The 26918-nt window shown below is 70.3% G+C and carries 22 protein-coding genes and 1 pseudogene; 5 read left to right on the plus strand and 18 right to left on the minus strand.

The window, feature by feature from the left end; translation table 11 throughout:
* Window positions 1-26 precede the first annotated feature (26 nt).
* Window positions 27-602, plus strand: a complete 576-nt coding sequence (locus ACVDFE_RS09700) for a TetR/AcrR family transcriptional regulator (protein WP_360395892.1) — start codon at window positions 27-29, stop codon at window positions 600-602.
* On the opposite strand, the gene ACVDFE_RS09705 is transcribed toward ACVDFE_RS09700, so the two are convergent.
* From ACVDFE_RS09705 to ACVDFE_RS09715, 3 genes are read right to left on the minus strand one after another with little or no spacing between them, the layout of a single operon-like run.
* Window positions 599-892 (minus strand): DUF3017 domain-containing protein, encoded by a 294-nt coding sequence (locus ACVDFE_RS09705; protein ID WP_360395894.1) that lies wholly within the window; start codon window positions 890-892, stop codon window positions 599-601. The two genes, ACVDFE_RS09700 and ACVDFE_RS09705, sit on opposite strands and share 4 nt — an antisense overlap.
* Window positions 893-905: 13 nt before the next feature.
* Window positions 906-1754, minus strand: coding sequence for a bifunctional methylenetetrahydrofolate dehydrogenase/methenyltetrahydrofolate cyclohydrolase (locus ACVDFE_RS09710; protein ID WP_458430229.1), 849 nt, complete (start codon window positions 1752-1754; stop codon window positions 906-908).
* Entirely contained in the window at window positions 1751-2671 is a 921-nt protein-coding gene (locus ACVDFE_RS09715) for a DMT family transporter (protein WP_360395898.1), read from the minus strand. The genes ACVDFE_RS09710 and ACVDFE_RS09715 overlap by 4 nt, the downstream gene beginning before the upstream one ends.
* 137 nt (window positions 2672-2808) lie before the next feature.
* Between ACVDFE_RS09715 and ACVDFE_RS09720 the strand changes: the two genes are divergently transcribed.
* Window positions 2809-5451, plus strand: coding sequence for a glycohydrolase toxin TNT-related protein (locus ACVDFE_RS09720; RefSeq protein ID WP_458430230.1), 2643 nt, complete (start codon window positions 2809-2811; stop codon window positions 5449-5451).
* On the opposite strand, the gene ACVDFE_RS09725 is transcribed toward ACVDFE_RS09720, so the two are convergent.
* Window positions 5437-5988, minus strand: coding sequence for a pentapeptide repeat-containing protein (locus ACVDFE_RS09725; RefSeq protein ID WP_458434303.1), 552 nt, complete (start codon window positions 5986-5988; stop codon window positions 5437-5439). The genes ACVDFE_RS09720 and ACVDFE_RS09725 overlap by 15 nt on opposite strands.
* Window positions 5989-6059: 71 nt before the next feature.
* Window positions 6060-6875, minus strand: a complete 816-nt coding sequence (gene map, locus ACVDFE_RS09730; protein WP_360395902.1) for a type I methionyl aminopeptidase — start codon at window positions 6873-6875, stop codon at window positions 6060-6062.
* Between the two features lie 80 nt (window positions 6876-6955).
* On the opposite strand from map, the gene ACVDFE_RS09735 reads away from it, so the two are divergent.
* The 3 genes from ACVDFE_RS09735 (at window position 6956) to ACVDFE_RS09745 (ending at window position 9166) form a co-directional block, all read left to right on the plus strand.
* Window positions 6956-7225 (plus strand): helix-turn-helix domain-containing protein, encoded by a 270-nt coding sequence (locus ACVDFE_RS09735; RefSeq protein ID WP_360395904.1) that lies wholly within the window; start codon window positions 6956-6958, stop codon window positions 7223-7225.
* 113 nt (window positions 7226-7338) lie between these two features.
* A complete protein-coding gene (locus ACVDFE_RS09740; protein WP_360395905.1) occupies window positions 7339-8319 on the plus strand; it encodes a malate dehydrogenase in 981 nt (326 codons plus the stop codon).
* 34 nt (window positions 8320-8353) lie between these two features.
* Window positions 8354-9166, plus strand: a complete 813-nt coding sequence (locus tag ACVDFE_RS09745) for an inositol monophosphatase family protein (protein WP_360395907.1) — start codon at window positions 8354-8356, stop codon at window positions 9164-9166.
* Here the strand turns inward: ACVDFE_RS09745 and ACVDFE_RS09750 are convergent.
* The 13 genes and pseudogenes from ACVDFE_RS09750 to ACVDFE_RS09810 all read right to left on the minus strand — a co-directional run bounded on the left by ACVDFE_RS09750 (window position 9163) and on the right by ACVDFE_RS09810 (window position 26915).
* Window positions 9163-9354 (minus strand): DUF1918 domain-containing protein, encoded by a 192-nt coding sequence (locus ACVDFE_RS09750; protein WP_360395909.1) that lies wholly within the window; start codon window positions 9352-9354, stop codon window positions 9163-9165. The two genes, ACVDFE_RS09745 and ACVDFE_RS09750, sit on opposite strands and share 4 nt — an antisense overlap.
* A gap of 86 nt (window positions 9355-9440) precedes the next feature.
* Window positions 9441-9788: a bacteriophage spanin2 family protein gene (locus tag ACVDFE_RS09755; protein WP_458430231.1), complete on the minus strand. Its 348-nt coding sequence runs from the start codon at window positions 9786-9788 to the stop codon at window positions 9441-9443.
* A gap of 59 nt (window positions 9789-9847) precedes the next feature.
* Window positions 9848-10819: an ABC transporter ATP-binding protein gene (locus tag ACVDFE_RS09760; RefSeq protein WP_360395912.1), complete on the minus strand. Its 972-nt coding sequence runs from the start codon at window positions 10817-10819 to the stop codon at window positions 9848-9850.
* On the minus strand, window positions 10816-11613 hold the full coding sequence (locus tag ACVDFE_RS09765; protein WP_360395914.1) for an ABC transporter permease: 798 nt from the start codon (window positions 11611-11613) through the stop codon (window positions 10816-10818). Before ACVDFE_RS09765 ends, ACVDFE_RS09760 begins: the two co-directional genes overlap by 4 nt.
* The gene (locus ACVDFE_RS09770) at window positions 11606-12316 is read right to left on the minus strand and encodes an ABC transporter permease (protein ID WP_458430232.1); all 711 of its coding nucleotides are present in this window, start codon (window positions 12314-12316) and stop codon (window positions 11606-11608) included. Before ACVDFE_RS09770 ends, ACVDFE_RS09765 begins: the two co-directional genes overlap by 8 nt.
* A 140-nt stretch (window positions 12317-12456) precedes the next feature.
* Window positions 12457-13785, minus strand: a complete 1329-nt coding sequence (locus tag ACVDFE_RS09775; RefSeq protein ID WP_458430233.1) for a serine/threonine-protein kinase — start codon at window positions 13783-13785, stop codon at window positions 12457-12459.
* 104 nt (window positions 13786-13889) lie between these two features.
* Window positions 13890-14111 (minus strand): hypothetical protein, encoded by a 222-nt coding sequence (locus ACVDFE_RS09780; protein ID WP_458430234.1) that lies wholly within the window; start codon window positions 14109-14111, stop codon window positions 13890-13892.
* 53 nt (window positions 14112-14164) lie between these two features.
* Window positions 14165-20974 (minus strand): LamG-like jellyroll fold domain-containing protein, encoded by a 6810-nt coding sequence (locus ACVDFE_RS09785; protein ID WP_458434305.1) that lies wholly within the window; start codon window positions 20972-20974, stop codon window positions 14165-14167.
* Window positions 20975-21830: 856 nt separating this feature from the next.
* Window positions 21831-23402 (minus strand): annotated as a pseudogene (locus ACVDFE_RS09790) (DNRLRE domain-containing protein); the annotation flags it as partial.
* Between the two features lie 135 nt (window positions 23403-23537).
* Entirely contained in the window at window positions 23538-24443 is a 906-nt protein-coding gene (locus ACVDFE_RS09795) for a hypothetical protein (RefSeq protein WP_458430235.1), read from the minus strand.
* Window positions 24444-24551: 108 nt separating this feature from the next.
* On the minus strand, window positions 24552-25121 hold the full coding sequence (locus tag ACVDFE_RS09800; protein ID WP_458430236.1) for an HhH-GPD-type base excision DNA repair protein: 570 nt from the start codon (window positions 25119-25121) through the stop codon (window positions 24552-24554).
* Between the two features lie 43 nt (window positions 25122-25164).
* On the minus strand, window positions 25165-26076 hold the full coding sequence (locus ACVDFE_RS09805; RefSeq protein ID WP_458430237.1) for a nucleotidyl transferase AbiEii/AbiGii toxin family protein: 912 nt from the start codon (window positions 26074-26076) through the stop codon (window positions 25165-25167).
* The gene (locus ACVDFE_RS09810; RefSeq protein ID WP_458430238.1) at window positions 26073-26915 is read right to left on the minus strand and encodes a type IV toxin-antitoxin system AbiEi family antitoxin domain-containing protein; all 843 of its coding nucleotides are present in this window, start codon (window positions 26913-26915) and stop codon (window positions 26073-26075) included. Before ACVDFE_RS09810 ends, ACVDFE_RS09805 begins: the two co-directional genes overlap by 4 nt.
* Between the last annotated feature and the right edge of the window lie 3 nt (window positions 26916-26918).

Genomic DNA, 26918 nt, shown 5'->3' on the forward strand with positions numbered 1-26918 from the left:
TGTGTAGTGGTTGCAAGGAGGAAATCGTGGTGAGGAACGAAGCGAGGCGAACGGCGCTGCTCGACGCGGCGGTCGACGTCCTGGCCGAAGAGGGCGCGCGCGGGCTGACCTACCGGGCGATCGACGCCAGGGCGGAGGTGCCGGCGGGCACGGCGTCCAACTACTTCGCGAGCCGCGAAGACCTGATGTCCGAGGTGATGACCCGCGTGTTCCAGCGGTTGCAACCGTCGGACTCCTCGGTCGCGGAGTCGCTCGCACTGCCGCGCGACCGGGCGCTGACCGTGAAGTTCATGCACGACATCATCAAGCGGGCGGACGCCGACAAGGCCTGCTGGCTCGCGATGATGGAGCTGCGGCTGGAGTCGACGCGGCGCCCGGACCTGCGCACCGCGATCACGAAGACGGTCGCCGAGGGCCTCGACTTCAACGTGCGCTTCAACGAGGAGGCGGGACTGCCCGGCGACCGGACGGCGGTCGTGCTGCTGTACCTGGCGATGACGGGGTTGGTCCACGAGCGGCTGACGCTGCCGGACGTGCTGGCCGACGAGGACCTCGACCGGCTCGTCGAAGACCTCGTCGACCGCGTGATCGGTCCGGCCTAGCGGCTCAGCGGGCCGCCGGTGATCGTCAGCGCCACGGCGATCACCACGACGCCGAGCGTGCTGTAGAGGAACGCGTCCATGCCGCGGCCGCGGATCTTGATCAGGCCGGCCTGCTCGTCGGTCACCAGGACCCGCAGCACGGCCGCGACCAGCAGCGACACGCCGAGCAGGACGGCGCCCTGCCGCCAGTGGTACTGGAAGATCCGCACCAGCCCGAGCACCCCGACGCCCAGGACCAGCGCGAACGGCAGGTGCTTGCCCGCACCCGACCGCCAGCGCTGTTCCGGCATGAGCGCTTCTGCGTCAGACCGCTGCATGGGCGCGCTCGGCGGCTTCGACGGTGTTCGTCAGCAGCATCGCGACGGTCATCGGGCCGGACCCGCCGGGGATCGGCGCCAGGTGGCCCGCGACCTCGGCCACGTCCGGTGCCACGTCGCCGACCAGGCCGTTCTCCGTGCGGGTGATGCCGACGTCGACCACGGCCGCGCCCGGCTTGACCATGTCCTTCGTGATCAGGCCGGGGGAGCCGGCGCCCGCGATCACGATGTCCGCGCGGCGCACCTCCGCGGCCAGGTCCTTGGTGCCGGTGTGGCACAGCGTCACGGTGGCGTTCTCGCTGCGGCGGGTCAGCAGCAGGCCGATCGGGCGGCCCACGGTCACGCCGCGGCCGACCACGGTGACGTTCGCGCCGGCGATCGGCACCTCGTAGCGGCGCAGCAGTTCGAGGATGCCGCGCGGGGTCGCGGGCAGCGGGGCGGTCTCGCCGAGCACCAGCTTGCCCAGGTTCACCGGGTGCAGGCCGTCGCCGTCCTTGCGCGGGTCGATGCGCTCCAGGACCGCGTTCGCGTCGAGGTGCTTCGGCAGCGGCAGCTGGACGATGTAGGCGGTGACCTCGGGGTTCGCGTTCAGCTCGTCGATGACGGCCTCCAGCTCCTCCTGGGTGGTCTCGGCGGGCAGGTCGCGGCGGATCGACGCGATGCCGACCTTCGCGCACGCGGTGTGCTTGCCCTTCACGTACGAGTGCGAACCGGGGTCGTCGCCGACCAGCACGGTCGCCAGACCCACCGGCGCCGGCAGTGCGGCGACCCTCGCCTTCAGGTCCTCGAACAGCGCGTCTCGGGTTTCCCGGCCGTTGAGCAGCGTCGCAGTCACCGCACCATCCTCCCACTGGGCAACGCCGCCACGCCGACCGACACCAGGGTCAGCGCCACGCCCACCACCGTCGCCGTGGCGAGGTGCCCGCTGACCACGTCGAGCAGCACGGCGCCGACGAGCTGACCGCTCACGCCGCACAGCCCGACCATCAGCACGCCGATGAACCGCACGGACACGATCGCGCCGCCCACGCCGACGATGCCCAGCAACCCGCCGAGGTACAGCCACCACTGCGACGGGAACGCACCGGGCACACCGCGCGGCACGGCCAGGTTGACCAGCGTCAACGCGATCGTGCCCACGCTGAAGTTCACCAGGATCGTCGCCATCGAGTGCTGGGCGGCCTCGCGCACCAGCCCGTTCACCGCCTGCTGCCAGCCCATCATCAGCCCGGCGACCAGCGGCAGCACCGCGAGCCACAACGTGCCCGGCGACGTGAACTGGTGCGACACCGCCACCGCGACCGCCACGACACCGAGCCCGGCACCGGCGACGCGGGTCTTCGTCAGCGCCTTCGGCACACCCGGCCCGAGGCCCGCCCGGTCCACCACGAGGCTGCTCACGAGCTGGCCGACGACCACCGCGACCGTGAACACCGCCACACCGATGGTCGCGACCGCGATGCCCTGCGACCCGACCAGGAAGGCGCCGCTGATCCCGCCGATGCATTCCCACCAGCGGATTCGGCGGTGCCGCAGCGCGTCGGCCAGCCGCCGCAGCCCCGCGCGTGCCGACGACCGGGACAACACGGCCGCGAGCAGCACGATCAGCCCGCCGCCGAACGAGACCAACGCGGCCAGGGGACCGTTCTGCAGCGCTTGGGCCAGCGAGCCGTTGACCCGTCCCTGGACCGCGATCGCCACTCCACTGAGTGCCGCGACGAGACCGCCGGACACCTGTGCGGACCGTGACAAGGGGCCTCCTGCTCCGACGGGGGTGTTCTTGATCAGCTTTAACGTGGACGCCACCCGCGTTATGGTCGGGCCTCCACCGTTCGGCGCAGCGGCGGGGGACGTGTGCGATCCGGCGAGTTGCGGGGGAAGATGTTGGCGTGTCCGAGCCGAAGCCGTTGAACCCTACCGAGCAGGACGCTCTGGTGAAGCAGATCGGCCTGACCCTCATGCGGGCCGCCCCGGAGGACTGGCGCAGGGTGGTCGCCGAGTACCGCGCCACCGGCCGGTACTTCGAGCTGGCCGCCGAGTTGCACGTCGCGGACGGTACTTCGCGGCCGTGGGCGCCGCCGCAGGAGGTCGCGCAGCTCTTCGCGCGGCTGAGGGCCGGCATGCACCGCGAGGGCAGGGGCAGCTGGTCGAACGCCCGCTACCAGCTCGACCACCCGTCGAGCTACAACCTCGACTTCGACCGCGCGGAGCCGAAGTGGCAGACGCCGCCGCCTCCGCAGGCGTACGTCGACGAGATGCGGTTCTTCCCGCGTGCCGACGAGAACGTCCCCGACTGGCTGCGCCGCAGGCTGAACCCGCCGACGCCGGTGTTCCGCAGCGTCCGGGTGTTCGACGGCGCCGGTCCGAACGGCCGCCCGTCGGTCAACCGCCCGCCGGTGCCGGAGCCCGAGGTCGCGCCGCTGCTCGCCTACCTGTCGAACGCGCCGGTCGCCGTGGCCGGCCGCGGGTTCGACGCCGACCTGCTGGCCGCGGACTCCCCGCCGGTCGTGCCCGCGGGGTTCCAGACCGACGGCGTGTGGATCTGGCCCGCAGGCGTGTCCTACTACCTGCGCAAGTACGGCGTGCCGCCCGAGCCGGAGCTGGTCGAGCGGGCCCGCGGCAGGGGCTTCGCGCTGCCCGAGGTGTCCGAGGAGACCCGGCTCGCCGCCGCCGCGAACATCGGCGCGCCCGCGGCCCCTCCCGGCACGGTGCTGCCGCCGCCCCCGCCGGTCGAGGCCCGCCCGGCCCCCGAGCAGAAACCCGACCCCGAGGCCACCCGCGAACCGGAGCCGGACGCGACGCAGTTCGTCGAGGCACCGAAGTTCGACGACGAGCCCGACTTCGAGCCGCCGCAGGAGTCGACCCGGTTCATGCCGGCCCCCGACTTCGACGACGAGCCGGAACCGCAGCACGCCGCCGAGCAGGAGCCGGTCGAGGTGACCGCCGAGCGCGCCCCGCTCGACGACGACCCCGAACCGCTGGGCCGCCCGGTCTCCGTCGCGGCACCGCTGGCGGACGACGGCCCGCCCTACCGGGTGATCTTCGACTCCGACGGCGTGCCGGACCGCGTCGACGACCGGCACCTGCGCGACACCTACGGCGCCGGCATGGACCTCTTCGCGCCGCACCCGACCGAGGAGTTCGCCCAGGTCGAGGACGACCTGCCGGAGCAGGACGAGCAGGAGCCCGTCGCCGTCGTCGAGCCGGACGACGAGCCCGAGGTGCCGACCGCGGGGCCCGACGAGCCCGCGCTCTTCACGCACCAGCAGGAGGACGAGCCGGAGCTGTTCACGCACCACCGCGAGGAGGAGCGCACCGACAGCTTCGTGCCGGAGGCCGAGGACCGCCCGCGCGACGCCATGCAGGACACGATGGCGTGGAGCCCGGTCCCGGACGAACCGCTGGAGCACGCCACCGAGGTCACCGAGGAGCACCCGGTCGTCGCGGTCGAGGCCGACGAGCCCGACCTCGCCGAGGAGGAGCTGCGCACGACCGCGGAGCTCGACTCGCGCGACCTCCACCTCCCCGAGCGCCTTCCCGAACACCAACCCCAGCACCAGACCCAGCACCAACCCGAGCGCCTTCCCGAGCCCGCGCCGGTGGTGCCGCCCGCACCGGTCAAGCCCGCCGTGCCGGTCGTCGAGGAGACCGCCCAGTTCGACGCGGCCCTCTTCGCCGACGACGAGCCGGAACCCGAGCCGGAGCCGGAGCCCCACCCGCGCCAGGTCACGCCGGAGGAGGACCGCGAGCTCGCGGGCACCCGCCGCGCGCTGGACGACCTGAACGTGCCGCACGGCGTCTACCGCATCGGCGGCGAACCCGCCGACCGCACCTGGAACCTGCGCCTCGACGGCGACAGCTGGGAGGTGTGCTGGTTCGACCACGGCCCGAAGAACCCGGTGCGGTTCGAGAAGGTCGAGGACGCCTCGGCGTACCTGGTCGGCCGGCTCGTGATGGGCAACTTCCGCACCATCCCGCCCCGCGGCCAGACCCCGCCCGCACCGCAGCGGCCCATCGCCAACGGCTTCCGCGAGGAACCGCGCCGCCCCGTGCCCCCGCAGCGCCCGCCGATGCAGGCCCCGCCGCTCCCGGCCCCGCTGCCCCCGGCCCCCACGGCCGTGGTCCCGGCACCCGCCCCCGCACCGGCACCCGTCGCCGTGCAGCAGGACGACCCGGCCAAGCGGAAGTTCCCGATCACCCCGCTGGCCGGCGAGCCGCCGCTGACGTTGTTCCGCCACAAGCAGATGTTCGAGCTGCCGGCGGGCACCGAGGTCGACCGCTACGGCGACCAGAGCGGCAACCTCGTGTACGTGGCGGGCACGCCGTTCCCGGAACGCAGCCTCGTGCCGTCGTGGATCAACCGCCCGTACCGGGTCTACCGCCTGCGCCGGCCGCTCGAGGTGCTGACCGGCGTGGCGGTGCCGTGGTTCGAGCAGCCCGGCGGCGGAACCGCCTACCTGCTGCCGAAGGCGGTCGAGGAGATGATCGCCGAGGGCGTGCTCGTGGAGATCACGGGCTCAGGAGACAACTAGGCCGTACGCCGCCGCGAACGAGACCGCGGTGTCGATGTCGATCAGGGCTCCGGCGAGCTTCGCTTGCCGGAGCCCGTTCGCGTCGATCTGCGCCCCGCGCAGGTCCGCCCCGTCGAGCTTCGCGTCGAGCAGCCGCGCGCCCATCAGGTCCGCCCGGCTGAGGTCGGTGTTGCGCAGGTCCGCCTCGCTGAGGTTCGTCTCGCGGAACCGCTGACCGCCCAGCTTCAAGCCGTGCAGCGGTGCCTTCACGAACGACGCCAGCGTGAAGTCGACCTCGGTGAACGTGACCGGGCGCAGCACGCAGTCCGCGAAGTTCGACCCCAGCAGGCTGCACGAGGTGAAGCTGGAGCGCGTGAGCACCGTGCGGTCGAACGTGCACTGCCGGAACGCCGTCGCGTGGTGCCTCGACTCGCCCAGGTCGGTCCGGGTGAAGTCGCACCGGGTGAACGTGCACCCCGTCGTCACCAGCTCGCGGAGGTCCGCCTCGGTGAAGTCGCAGTCCGTGAAGGACCGCTTCTCCCAGTGCTGGTTCGGCATGTTCGCGTCGGCGTAGTCCTCGCCGACCTCTTCGACCGGGCCGGTTTCTTCGACGGGGTTGTCCACGGCCCCTAGTGTGCCGGAGCGTCGCTCACCTGTTCGACCGGTGCGGCCTTCTCCGACTCGCGCCGCGTCAGCACCAGGGGAGCGTCCTCGGTGATCGCGACGGTGTGCTCGGAGTGCGCGGTGCGGGAGCCGTCGGCCGAGCGGATGGTCCAGCCGTCCGGGTCGTAGACGATCTTGTCGGTGGTGCGGGCGAGCCACGGTTCGAGCGCGAGCGTCAGGCCCGGCTTCAGGGTCATGCCGCGGCCGGCGTGGCCCTTGTTCGACACGTGCGGGTCCTCGTGCATGGTGCGGCCGATGCCGTGGCCGCCGAACTCGGTGTTGACCGGGTAGCCGTACGAGCGCGCCACCTGGTAGATCGCCGCCGACAGGTCGCCCAGCCGGTTGCCGGGGCGGGCCACCGCGATCGCCGCCTCCAGCGCCTCCTCGGTGGCGCGGACGATCCGCTGGTCCTCCTCCGCGGGCGTGCCGACGATGACGGTGCGCGCGGAGTCGGCGACCCAGCCGTCGATGCCCACGGCGATGTCGGCGGTGAGCACGTCGCCGTCGCGCAGCACGTAGTCGTGCGGCAGGCCGTGCAGCACGGCGTCGTTGACCGACAGGCAGATGACGTTGCGGAACGGGCCCTTGCCGAACGACGGCGCGTAGTCCCAGTAGCAGGACTCGGCACCGCGGTCGGAGATCATCCCGCGGACGTGGTGCTCCAGGTCCATGAGGTTGACGCCCACGTCGGCGAGCCGGCCGACCTCGGTGAGGACCTCGGCCACGAAGCGCCCGGTCACGTGCATGCGGTCGATCTCCGCAGGCGACTTCAGTTCAATCACGAGCTACCTCACTGGCTTGGTATAGTTATACCGGCACCCTAACACTTGTCGGTATAGTAATACCAACCTATCCTGGTGGCATGGTCCGCCAACCGCTCACGCCAGAGCAGATCGAAGCCGGCCGCCGACTCGGCGCCCTGCTGCGGCGCGCACGGGCGGGGCGGGACCTCGTGGAGGTCGCGCAGTCGGCCGGCATCTCGCCGGAGACCCTGCGCAAGATCGAGACGGGCCGTCTCCCGACGCCCGGCTTCGGCACGATCATCTGCCTCGGCGAGGCCCTCGGCGTGCCGGTGCAGGAGCTCGCGGACACCTGGCGCGGCGCCGACCAGCCGCTCGACGCCGTGTCCTAGCACCTCGGCGTGGTTGTCCACTCTCACACCCTCGGTCGCTCCCCGTGTTGGTAACGTGCGGGACGCCGGGCGACCTGCCCGACGTCAACGAGGACCGTCATTCGGGAAGGCTCATGACCCGCACGCCCGTGAACGTCACTGTCACCGGTGCCGCCGGCCAGATCGGCTACGCACTGCTGTTCCGCATCGCCTCCGGCCACCTGCTGGGCCCGGACACCCCGGTCAACCTGCGGCTGCTGGAGATCACCCCGGCGCTGAAGGCCGCGGAGGGCACCGCGATGGAGCTCGACGACTGCGCCTTCCCGCTGCTCAAGGGCATCACGATCACCGACGACGCGAAGACCGCGTTCGACGGCGTGAACGTCGCCCTGCTCGTCGGCGCCCGCCCCCGCACCAAGGGCATGGAGCGCGGCGACCTGCTGGAGGCCAACGGCGGCATCTTCAAGCCGCAGGGCGAGGCGATCAACGCCGGTGCCGCGGACGACGTGAAGGTGCTCGTGGTCGGCAACCCGGCCAACACCAACGCCCTCATCGCCCAGCAGCACGCGCCGGACGTCCCGCGCGAGCGCTTCACCGCGATGACGCGCCTGGACCACAACCGCGCCCTGTCGCAGCTCGCCAAGAAGCTGGGCGTCGCGGTCACCGACATCAAGAACATGACGATCTGGGGCAACCACTCGGCCACCCAGTACCCGGACCTGTTCCACGCCGAGGTGGGTGGCAAGACCGCCGCCGAGGCCGTGAACGACCAGGCGTGGCTGGAGAACGACTTCATCCCGACCGTCGCCAAGCGCGGTGCGGCGATCATCGAGGCCCGTGGCGCGTCCTCGGCCGCCTCGGCCGCCAACGCCGCCATCGACCACATCCACGACTGGGTCAACGGCACCGAGTGGACCTCGATGGCCATCCCGTCGGACGGCTCGTACGGCGTGCCCGAGGGCATCATCTCGTCGTTCCCGGTCAAGTGCTCCGGTGGCTCGTACGAGATCATCCAGGGCCTGGAGATCGACGAGTTCTCCCGCGCCCGCATCGACGCCTCCGTGGCCGAGCTGGTCGAGGAGCGCGACGCGGTCAAGGGCCTCGGCCTGATCTGATCCGCGGCGCGGATTTCGTGGCACTGTGGGGCACGTGCTGATTCCCTGGCCCGTGCCCCAGCCGCAGATCTCCGACGACGTGCACCCCGCGCTCGCTGACGCCGCCCGTGCGGCGTCGGCGGCGTACGGGCGTGCCCGTTCCGCGCACACCCGGCTCGAGCTCCGCGAGGAGGTCGCCGACGGTGCGGACGGAACACCGACGATGCGCGTCGACCGCATCGTCGAGGACGCGATCCTGGAGTCGATCCACCGCAGTCGCGTGAACCTCCTGTCCGAGGAAGCCGGGTTCGTCGACAACGGCTCGGCGGTCACCCTCGTCATCGACCCGGTCGACGGGTCCGCGAACGCCGCGTTCGGCGTTCCGCTCTCCTGCTTCGCCGGTGCCGTTGTCATTGACGACACGGCTACCGAAGCTTTGACCACATGGTTCGACACGGGCCGTGCGTGGCATGCGCGCGCGGGTGTCGACACGCCGTTCCGCACGACGGGGCGCACGTCGTTGGACGGTGCGTCGATCTGCCTGATGCGGCCCAAGACCGGCACCCAGGACGCGTGGCTGCGCATCGCGAACCGCGCCGACCGCATCCGGGTGCTGTGCACGACGTGCCTGGAGACCATGCTCGTGGCCGAGGGGACCGTCGACGGCTTCATCGATCCCGGAACCGATACACACCGGATCATGGACCTGGCCACGGCGCTGGTCACCGTGCCGGCCGCCGGCGGGGTGCTGGTCGACCTGCACGGCCGGCCGTTCACGTTCGACCCGGACCTGTCCCGCCGGTGGTCCGGTGTGGCGGCGGCGACTCCCCAGCTGGCCGAGGAGCTGATCGCGACCGCGCTGGCTTAGACGGTTCCGCGCGGCTCGACGACGCAGTCGGGTCCGGGGAACACGAGGCCCTCGTGGCCGTCGTTGAAGCGGACCAGGTAGGGCGGGGCACCGTCGGTGCCGCGGACCTCGAGGATCTCGCCGAGGCGTTCCTCGAGACCGATGGAGCGGCTGTGGACGTGGAGCCTGTCACCAACTGTTGCTTGCATGGCGCTGCGACACCTCCGGGAGCGGCGTGAGGTCAGGCGTCAAAGCCTAGGCCGCTTCCGGAGGTGCGCAACAGGGACTCGAGTGCTCATCCACCGCACGCGGCGGAGACCTTGGCGACCATGTCAGCCTTCTGCGTGACCCAGTCCGCCGCGGAACCGACGTTCTGCATGCCGTTCGCGGCCTCCTCGAGCGCCTTCTTCACCTGCTCGTCGGGTGCGGAGCCGGCCAGGTTCTCGAGCTCGGTCGCCTTGGCCTTGGTGTCCTCCAGCGCCTTCTGCGGGTCACTCATGTCCGGCGAGAACCCCACGAGCTGGATCGCGTCGGCGCACAGCTTCACCTTGTCCGCGGTGTCGCTGACTCCCTGGATCGTGTCGCAGGCCGTCAAGCTGCCCAACGCGATGACGGCTGCCGCCAGCGGTCCGATAAGGCGCATTCGCTCTCCCTCTGCCCGAAGTGTCCGTTTGTGTTGTCCCCGACTCTACCGACCTGCGGTTACCGGTGGGCGTGTTCTTCGACCTGGCGCTGGTAGAGCTTCCTGATGACGTCGTCGATCTGCGGCTCCACGACGGCGAGGTCGTGCACCTCCACCTGCGCGACGACCCTGGTGATCAGCTCGGCCGCCGTCGTCTCCGCTCTCCTGAACGTCAGGTGGTGGCGCGTCCCGCTCGCTTCACTGCGCACGGCCGTCACTCCTGGGACGTCCGGCGCGGGGCCGGGTTCCCTGAGGTCGATGACCAGCTCGCGCTCCGGCGTGACCTCCTCGCGCAGCGCGTCGAGCGCCCCGTCGGCGAGCACCCGGCCGTGGTCGATCACCATCAGCCGCGGGCAGAGCCGTTCGATGTCGTCGAGGTCGTGCGTGGTGAGCAGGAGCGTGGTGCCGCGGCGGGCGTTGAGGTCCTTGAGGAACTCCCGCAGCCGTTCCTTCGACTCCAGGTCCAGGCCGATCGTCGGTTCGTCGAGGACCAGCAGTTCCGGCGCGTGCAGCAGGGCGGCGGTGATCTCACCGCGCATCCGCTGCCCGAGCGAGAGCTGCCGCACCGGTGTGAGCAGGAACTCCCGCAGGCCCAGCAGCTCGACGCACTCGTCGAGCCGGGTCCGGTAGTCCGGCGGCGGCACCCGGTAGATCGACCGGAGCAGGTCGAAGCTGTCGCGCAGCGGCAGGTCCCACCACAGCTGGCTGCGCTGGCCGAACACCACGCCGATCCGCTTGGCGAGGTCCCGCCGCTGCTTGGCCGGGTCGACCCCGCTGACCTGGACCCGGCCGCTGCTCGGCACCAGGATGCCGGTCAGCATCTTGATCGTCGTCGACTTGCCGGCCCCGTTCGGGCCGACGTACCCGACGGCCTCGCCCGCCGCCACGTCGAAGCTGACCCCGTCCACCGCGGTGACGGTCTTGTACTTGCGCCGCAGGCCCTTGGTGGTGGCGACCTTGAACTCCCTGCGGAGCTCCCTGACCTCGATCATGATCCCGTTCCCCGGTATCTCCCGACCGCGAACCGCCACACCAGCCCGGCGACCACGGCCGCCAGTGCCGCGACGAGCGGTGATGTCCAACCGACCCAGCCCGGCAGTCCGAGCGGGTCCTGCCTCCCGAGCAGCGCGAGGCTCGGGTAGTACGCGACGAACGCCCCCGGCACGACGAACGCCATGAACCAGCGCAGCGGCCGGGAGTAGACGTTGATCGGGTACGAGGTGAAGGCGCCGCTGCCGTAGGTGACCGCGTTCGCGAACTCGCGGCCGTCGACGATCCAGAAGCAGATCGAGCACGCGACCACCCACACCGCGCTGTAGATGACCGCGCCCGCCACCGGGGTCAGGACCACCAGCGCGACCTTCGCCGGCGACCAGTCGACCGCGACCCGGTTGAGCGCGTAGACCATGACCGCGACCGCGCCGAAGATCCGCCCGATCCGCCGCAACCGGATGTCGGACACCATGATCTGCGGCAACGTGCCGAGCGGGCGCATCAGCAGCACGTCGAAGCTGCCGGTGCGGATGTAGGTCGGCAGGTTGTCGAGCTGCCCCGCGAACAGGTCCGCGGCGCCGAACGCGGCGCCAGCGAACGCGTACATGAGCAGCACCTCGTCCCTGCTGAACCCGCCGAGCGCGTTGACCTGCCCGAACAGCACCAGGATCACGAGCAGCTCGTACCACTGCGCGATCACCTGCGTGACGAAGTCCAGCGCGAACGACGCCCGGTAGGACAGCTGGCTGCGCAGCCGCGCGCCGATGAGCCGCGGGTAGATGACGTCAGCCACCCTGCACCACCACCCTGCGCACCGCGCGCCGCAACGCGAAGTGGCCGAGCACCAGCACCACGACGGCCCAGAACAGTTGGTACAGCAGGAGTCTCACGACACTGCCGTGGCCGAGGAACACGTCGATCGGCGCCTGCAGCAACGCCGGGAACGGGCTCATCCACAGCAGGTCCCGCGCCCACTGCGGGAAGAACGCGATCGGCACGGTCAACCCGCACAGCAGGCCGGACGTGACGTTCCAGAACCCGTACAGCCCGCGGTTGTCGAGCAGCCAGAACGCGCTGACCTCCACGAGGAACCGCACCCCGAAGCTGCACACCAGCGCGATGAGCGCGCTCACCAGGAACAGCGGCCACCGGAGGGGGCTGTCCGGGAACTGGAAGGGGAACAACAGCATGCCGAACAACGCGGGCGGCAGCAGCCGCACGAGGAACGCGTACCCGCCGCGCCCGACGTCCTGTGCGAGCAAGGCGCTCAACAGGTGCCAAGGCCGGTACAGGTCCACCACGACGTCACCGGATCGCACTCGCTCGGCGAGCTCGTTCGGTCCCCAGAGCAGGACGAACCCGAGCAGCCCCTGCCCGATCCAGACGTACGTGTTGGTCGCGGCGATGTCGTAGTCGGCGATCTCACCGTTCGCCGCCTTGAGGGCGGCGACGAGGACCGCGACCCTGAGCAGGCCGAAGACCACGTTCGTGGTCATCCCGGCCAGCATCGCCTGTCGGTAGGTCGAATACCTTCGGAACCCAGCAATGATCAAATCGGCGTGAACACGCACAGCGGTCCACGTTACGACCCGTCGCAAGTGGATTTGTTCAACTGCCGAAAGCGGCCGTGACCGTCTCACCCACGTCCGGCGGCGACCCGAGGCACAGGTAGTAGCTCCGCTCGCCGTCCTTGAAGCCGACGGCGACGATGTCCCAGCCGGTCGTGTCGACCCCGGCCTTCGTGTTCGCCTTCATCACCTCGGGTGAACAGGTCTTGGCGAGCTTCCGGCGCCTTCGCCAGGTCCTCCGGGTCGGCCGTGGGGATCGGCCCCGACAGCCACCCGCCGGCGAACGCCTCCCAGAAGTGGTCCTCCGAGCAACTGCCGGTCCGCCGCGCCGTGGCCGCCGCACCACCGGCCTGCACGGTGCCGCGGAAGCACGTGGAGCTGTCGACGCAGAAACCGCTGTCGCACACCTTCAGGAACGGTGGCACGGACTCCAGCGCAACCTCGTTCGTCCTCTGCTGCCGGGGGTCCTGCGTGCTCGCCTGCGTCTTGTCACCATTGGAGCTCCACACCAGCACCCCGGCCGTGACCGCCACGACCGCCACGGCCGCCACGACGAGCGGCCACCTCTTCGCGGCCTTGGGCTGCTGGGGCGTCAAGCTCCGCAGCTCGTCGCGCAGCTGCGCCGCAGTCGCCGTGCGCTGCGTCGTGTCCGGGTGCAACGCGCGGGCGATCGTGTCGTGCAACGCCGACGGCACCCCGTCGACCGTCGGCACCGGCTTCCGCAGCACCTCACCGAGGTGGTCGAAGCTGGTGATGGGCCACGGCACCGGTCGCGGCGGCTTCCCGGCCAGCAACGTGTAGAGCGTGGCGGCGAGCGAGTACACGTCCGCCTGCGGCGTCGGCTGCGCCATGGCGAACGCCTCAGGCGGCGCGAAGCTGGGGCTCAGCGCGTCCCTGGTGACCGTGCTCCCGCCCTGCGCGTCCAGCAGCGCGGCCAACCCGAAGTCAGCGAGCTTCGGCGTCCCGTACCGGTCGACGAGGATGTTGCCCGGCTTGATGTCCCGGTGCAGCACACCCTCCCTGTGCGCGGCGGCGAGCGCGTCCGCGAGCTTGATCCCCAGATCCCTGACCTGCTCGGCCGGCAACCGCCCCTGCTTCTCCAGCCGGTCAGCCAGCGACCCGCCGTCGCACAGCTCCATCACCAGGTAGGGCGTGCCGTTCTGCGTGATGTTCGCGTCGTGCACCCCGACGACGTGCGGGTGCCCGCTCAGCTTGGCCGCCGCGTGCGCCTCCCGCACGAACCTCCTGCGATCCCGCTCGTCGGCCAGCACGCGGTTGTCGATCTTGACGGCGACGTCGCGGTCGAGCTGGGCCTGGTGGGCGCGGTAGACGGTGGCGAAACCGCCGGAGCCGAGGGGTCTCAGGAGAGTGAGGCCGGGGATGTGGGGTGCGGTCACGGGCGGCACTTTAGGCGACGCCACCGACAATCCGGAGACGGCACGGGCCGGGTCTGGACACCAGACCCGGCCCGTGCCGGTCACTCGACGTTCGCCCGCCTCCGTCAGACGGGTGGCCCGACCCGGACCCTGATCTGCTTGTTGTGCTCGCTGTGCTCCACCACCAGACCGCGGATCCTGGAACCCGCCTCCGGCAGCTCTTCAGGGCTGAGGGACACGCCCTGCGGCCGGTACGAGAGCGCGTCGACGAAACCCGTGGCGTTCGGAACCTCGTCGAATGTGAGGAAGAGGCCGAACCTCCTCGTGGCCGCTACGGTCGCGTCCACCTGCTGGCCCACCGGAAGGCGCTCTTTCGCGGCTTCCCAATCAGTGTCGGTGCTCATTGCAGTGAAAAGTAATCCCTCTTGTAGCTGTTCAGCAGATCGAACATCGTGTTGGGAACGGGCAGTTCGGTGTGCGGTCCGCCGTCGTAGGTCTTCTCGAACTGCTGGAAGTGCTGGACGTAGTCGGCCAGCGGAACCTTGACCTGCAGGACGCCACTCCTGCGCTCCAACGCGTACTTGATGGCGAGCTCCTGATCGGTGGTGAAGTACGCGAACCCGTCGGGGTCGGAGTCCCTCGCCCGCTTGCTGAACGGCTCACCGGGGAAGCGGTCCTTGGTGAAGCCCTGCTCCACCAGTTCCTTGACCTCGCGCGGCCACGGTGCTTTCAGCAAGGGCACGTAGGCGTCGGGCGTACCGGCGTTCTTGACCAGAAGGGTCGCCACGTCGGACGGGATGGTCTTGGCCACCGCCTTGCCCGCGGTGGCGCCGATCCCGATCCCGGGCACCATCGCCGCCGCCGACAACTCGGCTTCGAGCCATTTCCCCTCCGCCGCGTAGAACAGCGCGTTCAGCCCGTCGGCCAGTTCGCCGACCACCGGCACCAGACCCAGCAGGTCCAGCGACACGTGCCACAGCCCGGTCGTCAGAGCCTGCCCGAACCCGTTCGGGTCGGCCTTGAAGTCCTCCCACGTCTTCTTCAGCTGGGCCTGGAACAGGTCCCCGTCCGGCCGGTTCGGTTCGTTCAGCTCCAGCGAGCTGCCGAGCGCCACGACGTCCTTCATCAGCAGGACCTCGGCGCGCGTGATCGACTGCTCGATCTTCTGGTACGTCATCGCCACGCCGTCGACCGGGTCGACCTGGTCGGCGAACTGGTGTGACGGCGTCTGCGGCGACGACGAGACCGGCGGGTCGAAGCTGTCGCCGTAGAGCGGCTGGCCCAGTGCCGACGGGATCGGCATCGGGTTGTTCATCGCCGCGCGGCGGTTCTCCGCGCGGGCCGCGATCGCGGGGTCCGGCGGCGGTGGCGGCGCGTAGTTGTAGCCGTTGGGCTTGTTCGGGTTGCGGCCGCCGGGTTCGGTGTCGCCGTCACCGGAGCCGTTGACGCACGAGCTCCCGCCGCCGAACGACACCAGCAGGCTGGGGTCGCGGCCGGCGCCGTTGCACGGCGTGTCGCACCCGCCGCCGGAGAACGCCTTGCGGGCCGTGCAGTCGTCACCGCCCTGGCTGCTCGGCGGGTTGATCTTGTCGAACATCCCGGGAGAGGGCTTGCCCTCCGCGTGGTCGTTCTCGTAGCAGTACGGGTAGGGGCGCGGGTAGTCGCAGGTGACGTCGCGCGGCCTCATGCCGTTCGGGTCGACGAAGTTCGTCGGCGCGCCCGCACCGTAGTTGTAGCGGTGCGCGAACGACGACGGGTTCGCCGGCAGCGCGGCCGAGTCGCGGCTGGAGAACGCGCCGCGGGACGGGTCGTACCAGCGGGCCGACATGTTGACCTGGTCGGTCTCCTGGTCGGTCCAGTCGCCCTGGTAGCCCAGCGGGCGCTTGATGCCGCCCACGACCTTGCCGAACGGGTCGTACGAGGTCGTGTCCGTCAGCGTGCCGGAGGCCGGGTCGAGGGACCCGATCACGTCGGAACGGCCGTTGGCCACCGCGAGCCGCTTGGTGCCGTTCTGCTGCACCGCCAGCAGGTCGGCGCCGGGACCGCGGCTGAACGTCGACGAGCCGTCGGAGGCCAGGTCGTTGCCCGTGCCGGAGTAGGCGAAGGTGGTCGAGTTGCGCTTGACCACCCGGTCGAGGCCGTCGTACGAGTACGTGGCCGCGCCCTGGGACGCCAGGCGGTTGAACGCGTCGAACTTGGACTGCTGCGCGCCCTTCGACACCGTGGTGCCGCGCGGGGAGTGGACGTAGGAGTCGGTTCCGTCGTTCAGCAGGCGGTTGCGTTCGTCGAACGTCGCCGTCTTGCCGGCCGCCGAGGTGCGGTTGCCCGCCGCGTCCCAGCCGTACGCGGTCTCGACCCCGTCGGACTTCCACGAGGTCAGCCGGCCGAGCGCGTCGTAGCCGTACTCCTGCAGCGCGGGGCCCGCGAAGCCGGCCGAGGTGGCCGTCTTGAGCTGGTTCCCGTTGTCGTAGGTGTACGTCTTCGAGGCGCCGCCGACCTTGTCGGCCTTGAGCCGCGCGAGGTCGTCGTACTCGAACTCCCGCTTGCGGCCGCCGCCGTACTCCATCGCCTTGACCTGGCCGACCTCGTTGTACGAGGCGACCTGCAGCGTGCCCGTCAGCGCGTCCTGCACGCTGCTCAGACGGCCGTTGAGGTAGGCGTAGGTCGAGGCACCGGAGGCGTCCGAACGCGTGGTCACGCGGCCGTCGGAGTCGTAGCCGAACGACGACGTGCCGGACGGGCCGTCGGCGGTCAGCAGCTGGCCGCGGTCGTTGTGCGTGAACGTGTTCGTGCCGCCGGGAGCCGACGCGGAGGTCAGCCTGCCGAGCACGTCGTAGGCCATGACCCGCTCGACGGTCGGGGCCTCGGCACCGGACCCGGTCTCGCGCGTCAGCTGCCCGCGCAGGTCGAACGTCCGCTCCCGCGCCACGCCACCGGGGGCGACCGCGCGAACCGGCAGCCCACCGGTGTCGTAGGAGGTCACCCACGTCCGGTCGGCCGCGTTCGGGTGCGCGGCGGTCGACGGCTCGACCGTCTTCTCCGGCAACCCCAGCGAGTTGTAGGTGTTGTAGGTCGGGATCTGCTTGCCGTTGGTGTAGCGGGTGAGGTTGCCCGCCGCGTCGTAGCCGAAGCTGGTCGTGACCGACTCCGGCTCCGCCTGCTGCACCACGCGGCTCAGGGCGTCGTAGGTGAACGTCGTCGTCCGGTTCAGCGGGTCACGCGTCGTCTCGACGTTGCCGGCCGCGTCGTAGGTGACCGACGAACGGCGCAGCAGCTGGCCCAGCGGGTTCAGGTCGACGGAGTTCTTGACCCGGCCCGCCGTGTCGTAGTTGGTGCGCGTGGACCGGCCCAGCGCGTCCTTCACCGTGGCGGGGCGGCCCACCATGTCGTAGCCGTAGTGCGTGGGCACGCCGGCCGGGTCGACGACCTTGGTCAGCGCGCCGACCGCGTCGTAGCTGAACGTCGACCTGGAGCCGCCCGCGGACACCTTCTCCAGCAGGTCACCGGAGTCGGCGTACTTGAACCGGCTCGTGAACGTGCCCGGCTGGGGCCTGCGCTCCAGCTGGGTGGCCGTGACCAGGCGACCGAGGTCGTCGTACGTGCGCTCGGCACGCCCGCCGTCCGCGTTCACGCTCGACAGCAGCTCACCGACACGGGTGTAGGTGAACGACGAGGTGCCCTGCGACTCGCCCGGCGTCGTCGGGTGCGGGTGGGCCACCTCGACGACGCGGTTCATCTGGTCGTACCTCATCCGCGTCACGGCACCGCGGGCGTCGGTCACGGCGGCGAGGTTGCCGTCGCCGTCGTAGTCCCTGTGCGTGAGGCGCGGCGTGATCACCGAGGTGGAACCCGGTGGGGTGTAAGGAGGTGCGAACGCGTCGACCAGCCGGCCGAGCTTGTCGAACGTGGCCCGCGACGTCCTGCCCTGCGCGTCGACGGACTCGGTGGGCTGGCCGAAGGTGTTGTACCCGGCCTTGGTCTCCGGACGGGTGCGCACGGCGGCGCCGCCGTCACCGGCCTCGACCGACACCTCGGGTGCCCTGGTGCCGATCACCCGGCCGAGCACGTCGTAGCTGATCTCCGCCGTGGTCGAGGTGCCGCGCGGGTCGTGGATCGAGGTCAGCTGGTTCTGCGCGTTGTAGCCGCGCACGGTGGTCAGCCACTTGCCGTCCACCCACACGCGCTCGGACGTCTGGCGCCCGGCCGCGTCGTAGCCGAACTCGACGGTCTCCACGTCGGTCGACACCAGCTGGGAGCCGGTGTTGGACTCCAGGCCGGAGCGGACGACCTTGGTGACGTTGCCGTTCAGGTCGTACGTGAGCGCGGAGCGCCGCTTGAGGCCGTTCGGGTCCGCCGTGGTGGCGGTGATCCGGCCGACCCGGTCGTACTCGGTGGTGGTGACCCGGTTCCCGGTGCCGACGACCTTGGTCAGGTTGCCGGCGTTGTCGTAGCTGAAGTCGGCGAGCACGATGTCGCGCGTGCTGCCGTCCTCGTCGTGGAAGCCCTTCGCGTAGGTCTGCTTCAACGAGCCGTCGGTGTAGTACCGGTAGCCGGTCTTGCGGCCCATCGCGTCGGTCTGCCCGACGAGCTCGCCCGCGAGGTCGTAGTCGTACGCGGCGACGACGAGGTGGTCGTCGGGGGAGACGGGTCTGGTCTCCTCGTCCGGTTCCGCCGGCCGCCACTGGTCGCGCCAGCCGCGCAGCCGCACCTCGGCGACCATGTTGCGCGCGGTGTAGGCGTACTCGTACTTCACGCCGTCCGGGCCGACCGTCCAGGTGCGGTTGCCGGAGCTGTCGTAGCCGAAGGTGGTCTCCAGGCCCTCGGCGTCGACCAGGCGCCGCACCCGGTTGCGGTCGTCGTACTCGGTCGTGGCGGTCCTGGTCGCGTCCCCGCCGGTGAGGTCCTTGGCCTCGACGCGCTCCGGGAAGCCGTCGACGGTGTAGTCGGTCCGCACCTGCAGCTGGTGCGAGACACCGGTGACCGGGTTCTTCACCACCGGCTGCGTGACGCTGTCCACTCTGGACAGCTGGTCGTAGGTCGTCGCGGAGAACACGCCGTTCTGGGTGGTCCGTTCCCTGCGCCCCAGCGCGTCGTAGGTGTAGGTCGTGACGAGACCCGCCGGCGTGGTCACCTCGGCGAGGTCACCGGTCGCGTGGTAGCGGTACCTCGTCACGGCGCCGCGGGCGTCGGTGCTCTCGCGCACCAGCCCGGCCGGTGCGTTGCCACCGCCCACCGCCGGCTGGTTGCCGTCGGTGTAGAGGTGCCGCACCACGGCACCGTCCGGCGTGGTCTGGGTGTCCAGCTCGCCGAGCGCCGTGTAGGTGTAGCTGGTCTTGTAGGTGTCGTCGGTCGCACTGGCCGAACGGCCGTCCCGCGCCGCGATCACCTTGTCCAGCCGCGGGTCCGTCAGGTTCGACTCGTCGGCGAAGAACTGGAAGTACGACGTCTGGCAGTCCGACAGCCCCGAGCGGCAGGACGTCCGCGAGACGATGTTGCCGCGCTTGTCGTGCTGGAGCGTGACCCGGTTGCCGGTCTCGTCGGTGATCTTGCTCTGGAACCCGGCCTCGTCGTACTCGTAGGTGCGGGCGCCCTGCATCTCGACCGGCACGAACGAACCGGGCCCGCCGCCGATCGGCACCTCGCAGAACGAGCCGCCCGGCTGGCTGACGCACGTCGTGGTCGTGGTGGTGGTCGTCGGCTGGGTCGGCCGGTCCTCCGGCCTGACCTCCATGCCCAGCGGCGCGAGGTAGCGCAGGATGCGGCCGCGCAGCGGGTCGTAGTCGTAGAAGTGGGAGCGGTTGCCGGGGTCGATCACCCGCACCGTGCGGACCATCTTCTCCCGGCTGGGGCCGCTGACGACCGGTTCGCTCAGCGTCCACCTGCCGCCGTTGCCGTCGACCAGCGTGTGCATCCGGTCGCGCTGGACGTCGTAGCTGACCTCCGCCGCCACCTTGCCGCTGGGCAGCGCGACCTTGGTCAGCTGGTCGGCCGGGTCGAGCGCCGCGCGGTGCGCGGTGATCGCGAGCTGCCCCACCGTGTGCTGGTAGACGGCGACCTCGTCGATCTGGCCGGAGAAGTGCCTGCGCACGGTGCTGCCCCAACCGGCCCAGTCGGTCGTGTTGAGCTGCTGCGAGGCACCCACCAGGACGTGCGTCAGGGTGGAGTTGTCGATCGTGCCCGTCCGGTCGCCGACCGGCTGGCCGTCGAGGTACAGCCACTGCCTGTTCACCGTGCTGGTGAGCGCGACGTGGTGCCAGCGGTTGTCGTTGACCGCCGCGGTGGACGTGATCGGGTCGACCGCGCCGTGCCAGAACTGGCCGCGCAGCTTGCCGTCCGTGCCCACGTACAGCACCGGCACGGTGTTCGCGGGCGCGGTGCCGAGCGGGGTGTTCTGGGCGCCGACCAGCGGACCGCCGGCCCCCGTCTTGAACCACAGCTCGACGGTGACCTCACGGCTCTTCTTGATCAGGCCCTGCGGCAGCGCCACCGCGGACGTGGTGCCGTTGAACGAGGCCGCGCGGTCACCCGCCCCGGCCACGCCCTCGCCCACCGCGGTGCGGGTGACGTCGGTGAGGCGGCCGGTGTCCTTGCCGAGGTTGGTCGCGACCTCGCTGCGGGCGTCGGTGCCGCTGTCCTCGCGGAACCGCCAGAAGCTGTCCGGGTTGCTGTCGATGACGGCGCTGCGGAAGTGCGTGCCCTGCTGGTAGCTGTACGTCGTGCAGTTGCTCAGCGGGTCGCAGACGGTGCTGAGCCGGTCGGTGCCGGTCTCGTAGTTGTAGCGCCACGTCGAGGTCTTGCCGTTCACCGCGTCGGTGGCGACGGTGCTGACGTGGTTGCCCGCCCACGTGAACGTGAGCGTGCGGTTGCTGGTCGTGTTCCTGGCGGTCTTCAGCTTGCCGGACTCGTAGGTCAACGCGACCGCGCGACCCGCGGCGTCCGTGGTCCTGCTCAGCGTGCCGTCCGCGGCGAACAGGTGCGTCGTGTTCGACTTGTCCGTCAGCAGCCAGCCGCCGCCGGTCTGCGGCACGAGCGTCGCCCACCTGCCCGGTGGGGGAGCGAGCCGGCCCCCGGTGGGCCTGCCCTGCGCGTCGAGGTCGGCGCCGAACCTGACCTGCTGGCCGTCGGGGTAGGTGACCACGACGTTGCCGGAACCGTCGTCGTCGGGCGTGATCCGCATGTCGTACCGGCTCGACCAGCCGGCGCCGAACAGGCCGGTGCGCCGCGGGTCGAGGCTGTTGTACGTGCGGTTGACCGTGCAGCTCGGGCCCGACGGTCGTCACCGACGCGTCGACCGCGCCGGTGGTGTAGTTGCCGACCTGCGGTGAGAAGTCACCGCCGCTGCCGCTGTACGGCGCGGTGCCCAGGTGCGCGGTGATCTCCGGCTGCGGCACGGCGGTCAGCAGGGTGGCGAACCCGATCTTCGGGCTCTCCTTCTGGCCGTCCCAGGCGAAGATCTGCCACTTGTACTCGGTGCTCCAGCTCAGCCTGCCGTGCGGGACGGTCCAGGTCTGGCTGTTGATGCGGCCCGAGTCGAAGCAGTTCTGCTCGTTCTTGTCGCAGATCTCGAAGCGGTACTGCAGGGTGCCGCCGGTGGGAGGGGCATCGACGTCGATCGCCCTGGCCCAGAACGTCGGCGTGAGCGACGGTGACGAGTACCCGTTGGGCGGCCACTGCTCCTGCAGTGCGGGAGCGATCTCCTCCACCCGCAACGTGAGGCCCGCGGGCGGCACCTGCTCGTCGGTGAACATCGCGCCACCGCGGCGCAGCATCGAGAACTCGTACCGGTACGTGCCCGGTTCGGTCTTGAGGATGTTCGCGTCGAGCGTGACCGACGCGCCGCGGCCGACCGTGCCGGGCAGCGGCGCCGACTCGCTCCAGCCGAGGTAGGTGCCGTTCTCGCTGAACTGCCGGTACGCCAGCGCGAAGTCGTTGGAACCCCAGTCGACCGCGCTGCGGTTGGTGACGGTGATCTTGACCTTGCCGCCGTTGGTGCGGGTGACCGGCGGGTCCGGCACCGGGTTCTCGAACCGGTAGCCGGCGTCGAACGGCGAGTGCGTGATCGCGAGCCGCGGCGGGTTGGCCGTGCCGGCGCCGGTGAACTTCTTCCAGCTGCGGCCGTCCGTCTCGGACGCGCGCACGCTGAGACCGAAGTTGGCCTGCTGGCCCGTGACCCAGCGCTGGATCAGCGAACGGCCGTTCTCGCCGAGCGTGACCAGCTCGGTCGCCGTGGGGCACTTGGACACCGTGGTGCGCGGGGCGATCCAGCCGTGCGCGAACTGCGCGCTGCCCAGCACCGTGCCGTCGTAGCCGGGGCCGGGGAAGCTGTACCCGGTGCGCGCCGTCCAGTCCTGCGTCACCGCGTGCACCGTGATCGGCAGCGTCGCGGAACAGGACGTGGCGTGGTAGTTGGTGATCGCGAGCTGCGCACCGAGGATGCGGTGGCCCGCCAGGTCGTTCTGCACGTTCGGGAAGTGGAGGTACGACGCCGCCGTGAACGAGCCGCCGTCCACGACGTGACCGGCGCGCAGCTCACCGCCCGGCTGGCTGAACGTCGAGCCGTCCCCGTTGCGCTGCACGAACATCGACGCCGACGCGTCCTTGCGGTGCACCGGCGGGTCGACGACGACCGGGTAGACGCGGGCGGGGTCGCGCAGCCACGCGGAGTCGAGGCCGACCCGCAGCACCTGCCGGCCCTTGTCGCCCAGCAGCTCGTACGTGACGCCGCGCGACTCGGCCGTGATGCCGGAGATCTCGCCCTTCTTCGAGTCGGCCATGAAGCCGTGGGGGATGACGGCGCGCTCGTCGCCGCCCTCGTCCCTGAGGACGACGTCGCCGTCCCTGAGCTCGGCGGTGAGGCCGGTGAGCTTCAGCGGGAAGTCCCACACGTGCGGCGCGTCCTGGTTGTGCAGGACCAGGAACTCCTTGAAGCCGCCCGCTTCCACCTCGAACCGCAGGTCCGCGTTCGGCCGCACACCGGCGTAGGTGACCGAGCTGCCCGAGCTCGTGCCGGGCACCCGTGCCGCGCCTGCCAGCCCGAACTCGACCCGGTGGCCGGCGTCGAGCTGCAGCTCCGCGAGCTTCTGCGCGTCGGCCAACGGCGCGAACCGGCTGCGGACCGAGTCGGCGGCGTTGCGGAAACCGTTGTCTGCCACCACGTTCGTGTCGATCGGTGCCCAGCTGCCGTCCTGCTCGCGGAAGTTCAGCGGGTCCTTGCTGTACTCGGAGGTCAGCGTGCCGTCGGCGTTGCGGAACGTCCTGCTCCGCTCACCGCGCCGATCGGTCACCTCCGTGCTGGTGGCGGCGTCGAAGCCCTTGAGCTGCGCCTTCGCCGTCGCGTCGACCACCTGCGCGGCGTTCGCGGCCTTCGGCTTCGCGTTGAGCTCGACCGGTGGGTACTTCGACTGCAACGTCGCGGCCTCGGCGTTGTTGCGCTCGCCGGTCGCGCCCTCGGCACTCGCCGTGCCGAGCCGTTGATCAGGCCCGTGACCTGGTTCCCGCTCGGCAGCGGACCGGGCGAGCTGCTCGGACAGCACCTGCCCGAGAGCGGGCCCGAAGACGCCGAGAGTGACCGTCAGGACCAGGAAGAGGATGAGAGCGTGCCGTCTTTTGCGCACGCCGAACTGGCGGGCTCTGCCCATGGAACTCGTTCCCCCAAGTGTGAGTTCGTACAAACCCGCCGATGCCCTCCCTTGCACCAGCGGATCTCAGCCTGGGATGCGGACGACCCCGAGACAATGTGACCTGGGACACATTGTCTCGGGGGCGCCGTGGCTTTACGCGCAGTTCAACGCGCCACTGCGAAGGGCGTGCCCACCCGTGTTGTCGTCATCGGCCCACAGCACGACCTTCTTGCCGTTCACGCAGGCAGGAGCGATGGCGAACCCTTCGAGGTTCACGTTGGGCAGCTTGGCCGGCCGGTCGTAGGTCGCCGTGACCTTGAACCGCCCATCGCGGATCGCGAGCGTCGTGGACCGCCCGTTGCAATGGTCGTCACACGCCGCCCACAGCCGGTTGCCCTCGAACTCGAGGTCCATCACCTGCGCCAGCCCGCTCGCGAACCCGGCCACGAGCCGCGCCCCACCGTCCTGCAACGCGTACAGGAAGACGCCGCCGGTCGCCTCCAGCCCCACCGCGAACAACCCGCTGCCGTGCCCGGGGTAGTCGGCCGGGTCGTACCGCTTCCCGGTGTCGTCCTTGAAGCCCTGCCCGGTCAGGAACGAGTCCGGCACCCACGCGATGCCCTCGGGCCCGTCGTTGGGATCCACCTCCGGCATCCCCGGCAGCTCCCACGCCTTGGCGGCACTGCTCCCACTGCCGACCTTCAACACCGCCGGCGCACTCACGTCACCGTCGTCGTTGTCCCGCTCGACAACGACGAACAACCCGTCCGGCGTGCTCACGACCCCTTCGGCATCCGGATCACCCTGCCCGTCGGGGAACCGGAGCGACACCTTCCGGTCCACCTGCCACTTCCCGCTCCCGCCCGGCACGAGCCGGTAGAGCGTCGAGGGCCCGTTCTTCACGGCCCACACGACCCCCGCACTCTCGAACGACACCCCGCTGAGGTTCGTGCCGAACACGTTCGAACCGTCCGCGGGCCTGGTGGCCGAGTCCCCCGGCCACGTGGACGCCGCCGACGCGGGTGTGATCGCCAAGCTGAGCGCGAGAACCGCGAACACGCCAATGGCCTTGATGCGCAACGCAACGCCCCTTCTCCCACGAGGCGCGAACGCACCCCGTTCGGGCTGGCGGCGTGCCCCCAGTGGACCAGACGACCGCCTCCGGCGCTACTTCGCCTTCGCCTTCTCCTTCGCCGCCTTCTTGAAGTCGCGCACCTCCAGCAGCGACTTCCGGTCCGTCACGTCCGCGACACTGCGCCTGCTGCCCTCGTCGCCGTAGTGCCCGGCCGCCTTGCGCCACCCCTCCGGCGCCACCCCGGCCTGCTTGCCGAGCAACGCCAGGAAGATCTTCGCCTTCTGGTCCCCGAACCCCGGCAACGCCTTGAGCCGCTTGAACACCGCGCCCCCGTCCCCCTCAGCCCAGATCCGCGTCACGTCCCCGTCGTACTCCGCCACCACGAACCGCGCGAGCGCCTGCACGCGCTTGGCCATCGAGGCGGGGAAGCGGTGCACCGCCGGCGGCGTCGCCATGACGGCGGCGAACTCCTCGGGGTCGGCCTCGGCGATGCGGTGCACGTCGAGACTGCCCATTCGGTCAGCGATGACCTTGGGGCCGGAGAACGCCTTCTCCATCGGAATTTGCTGGTCGAGGGTCATGCCGAGGAGGAGAGCGAACATGTCCGACGCGAGGAGTGCGTCCGCGTCGGGGTTCTGCGCGAGGCACAGCGTGCGGGTCATGGCGGGATGGTGTCACGGACCAAGCGACTGTCGCCCGGCGAACTCACGGGTTCGGGCTCCACCGCAGTTCGGCGGCAATCCACCGACCAGGATCCTCTGCCGACAGAATCGGGTTGAGGAACCTCCTCATGAGTTCGGTTGCCTGCGTGAGCGTCCGATGCGCCGCCAAGGCATCGAGGGTGCTGGCTTCGCGTTCGTACCCGGTGCCCCAAGAGGCAGGTTCCGGCACGGTGAACACCTCGGGGAGCTGAAGATCGATGCCTGCACCACGGCGCCGCTGACATTCGTGCCTGATGGCAATTTGCAGTTCTCGGCCCACAACGGACTCGCGCAGAGCGATGAGCACCAGGTCCACGAGATCGCGGTACCTCGTGGAAACCCTTCCGTTGTGCTTTTCGTACAGGGCGCACACCTTGTCCGCTACGTGAGCGATCAGCGGGTACAGCCTGACCACTGGCCAGTCGTCAGGCCAGTCAACAGGGACGGACGGCTGCAACCTCCGCAGCTCGGGTGTTCCGTGCAGCGGTGAGTGCACAACCAGGTCGACGCTGACGGTGCCCTCCGTCCGCTGGCCCACCAGGATGGTGAACGAAACGCGCGTGGTCGGGCGGTTTTCCGTCATCTCGGCACGTCCGCGATACACGTATCGAACGAAGTCGCCCAGGTCGAAGTCCGCGGCAGCGCGGATCGCAGCCACCGCCTCGTTCAGATCGGTGGCGTGCGGGCGGCACAGGTCGATGTCCCGGCTGTGGCGGACATCGCGGTAGCGCACCAGCATCGCTTGGCCGCCCTTGAGGAGCCAACCATCGGGGTCGTGGCGGAAAACTCTGGCGAGGAGCCGCTCGAAGAAGAACCTGTTGAGCAGATCGCCAGGACGTGTGCCGGCGTTCGCGGCCTCGCGTTTGGCGCGATCTCGAAGCGCGCGGCTCAGTGCCAGGGGCGAGGCGTAGCTCACTGCTTGCTCTCCAGCTCGGGGTTGTCGCTGGTTGATTCGTCGATCGCCGCGTTCACGGCCGCCTGCAACTTCTTCAGTTGCGCCACGTCCAACCCGGCGAGCTGGGTGGCGATCGAGTGAACCGTCGCTGTTGCCGCAAGGCTGGATTCGGCGGACATCGTCACCGCAGGTCGGCTGCCGAACGCAGCATCTGCCCCTGCCTGGTGCAGCAGGTGCTGCAGCAGACGGGACCCATCGTCTCCGCTGATGCCATATGCGGCTGCGTGGTCGGCCAGCACCAGCAGAAGGTTTTGCACGTCCACCAGCCGGCGGCGAAGTGCGTCGTGCAGGACTCCGCCCAGATGGCCTCCGTCGACCTGCGCGACGAGGAGGTCCCTGATGGTTCGTTCGACCGTGGTCACCGGTAGACCGTCATCGGTCGTGGTGATCTCGTCGCGGGTCAGCGTGCCTCGATGCAGTCGAACGCCGGAGATCCGGGTGGTTCGTCGTCGTGGCACGGTGATCTCGACCTGTGGCGCAGGTATGTCACCGAGGCCGTGCAGGACGCAAGCGGTGCGATGCGAGAAAGCGCCGTTGTCGCAGTCGGCGACGTCTCGCTCCCAAGCGCGGCGAGACGGATCCAGGCGAAGCCATGCCGACTTCTCTTCGAGGTGGTTCGGAGTTCCCGCTGCGACGACGAGGTGGACGCCGCGCGTCACGTGGTCGACAAGCCCCGCCGAGACCAGCCGGGTCAAAGTCGTGCGGTTCACCCCTGCTGCGTCCGCCTGCTGGGTCGTGAACAGGCCCCACTGGTCAGCAGCGATCTCGCCGATGACTTGAAGGGCCATGACACGTTCCATGCA

The organism is Lentzea chajnantorensis (assembly GCF_054300775.1).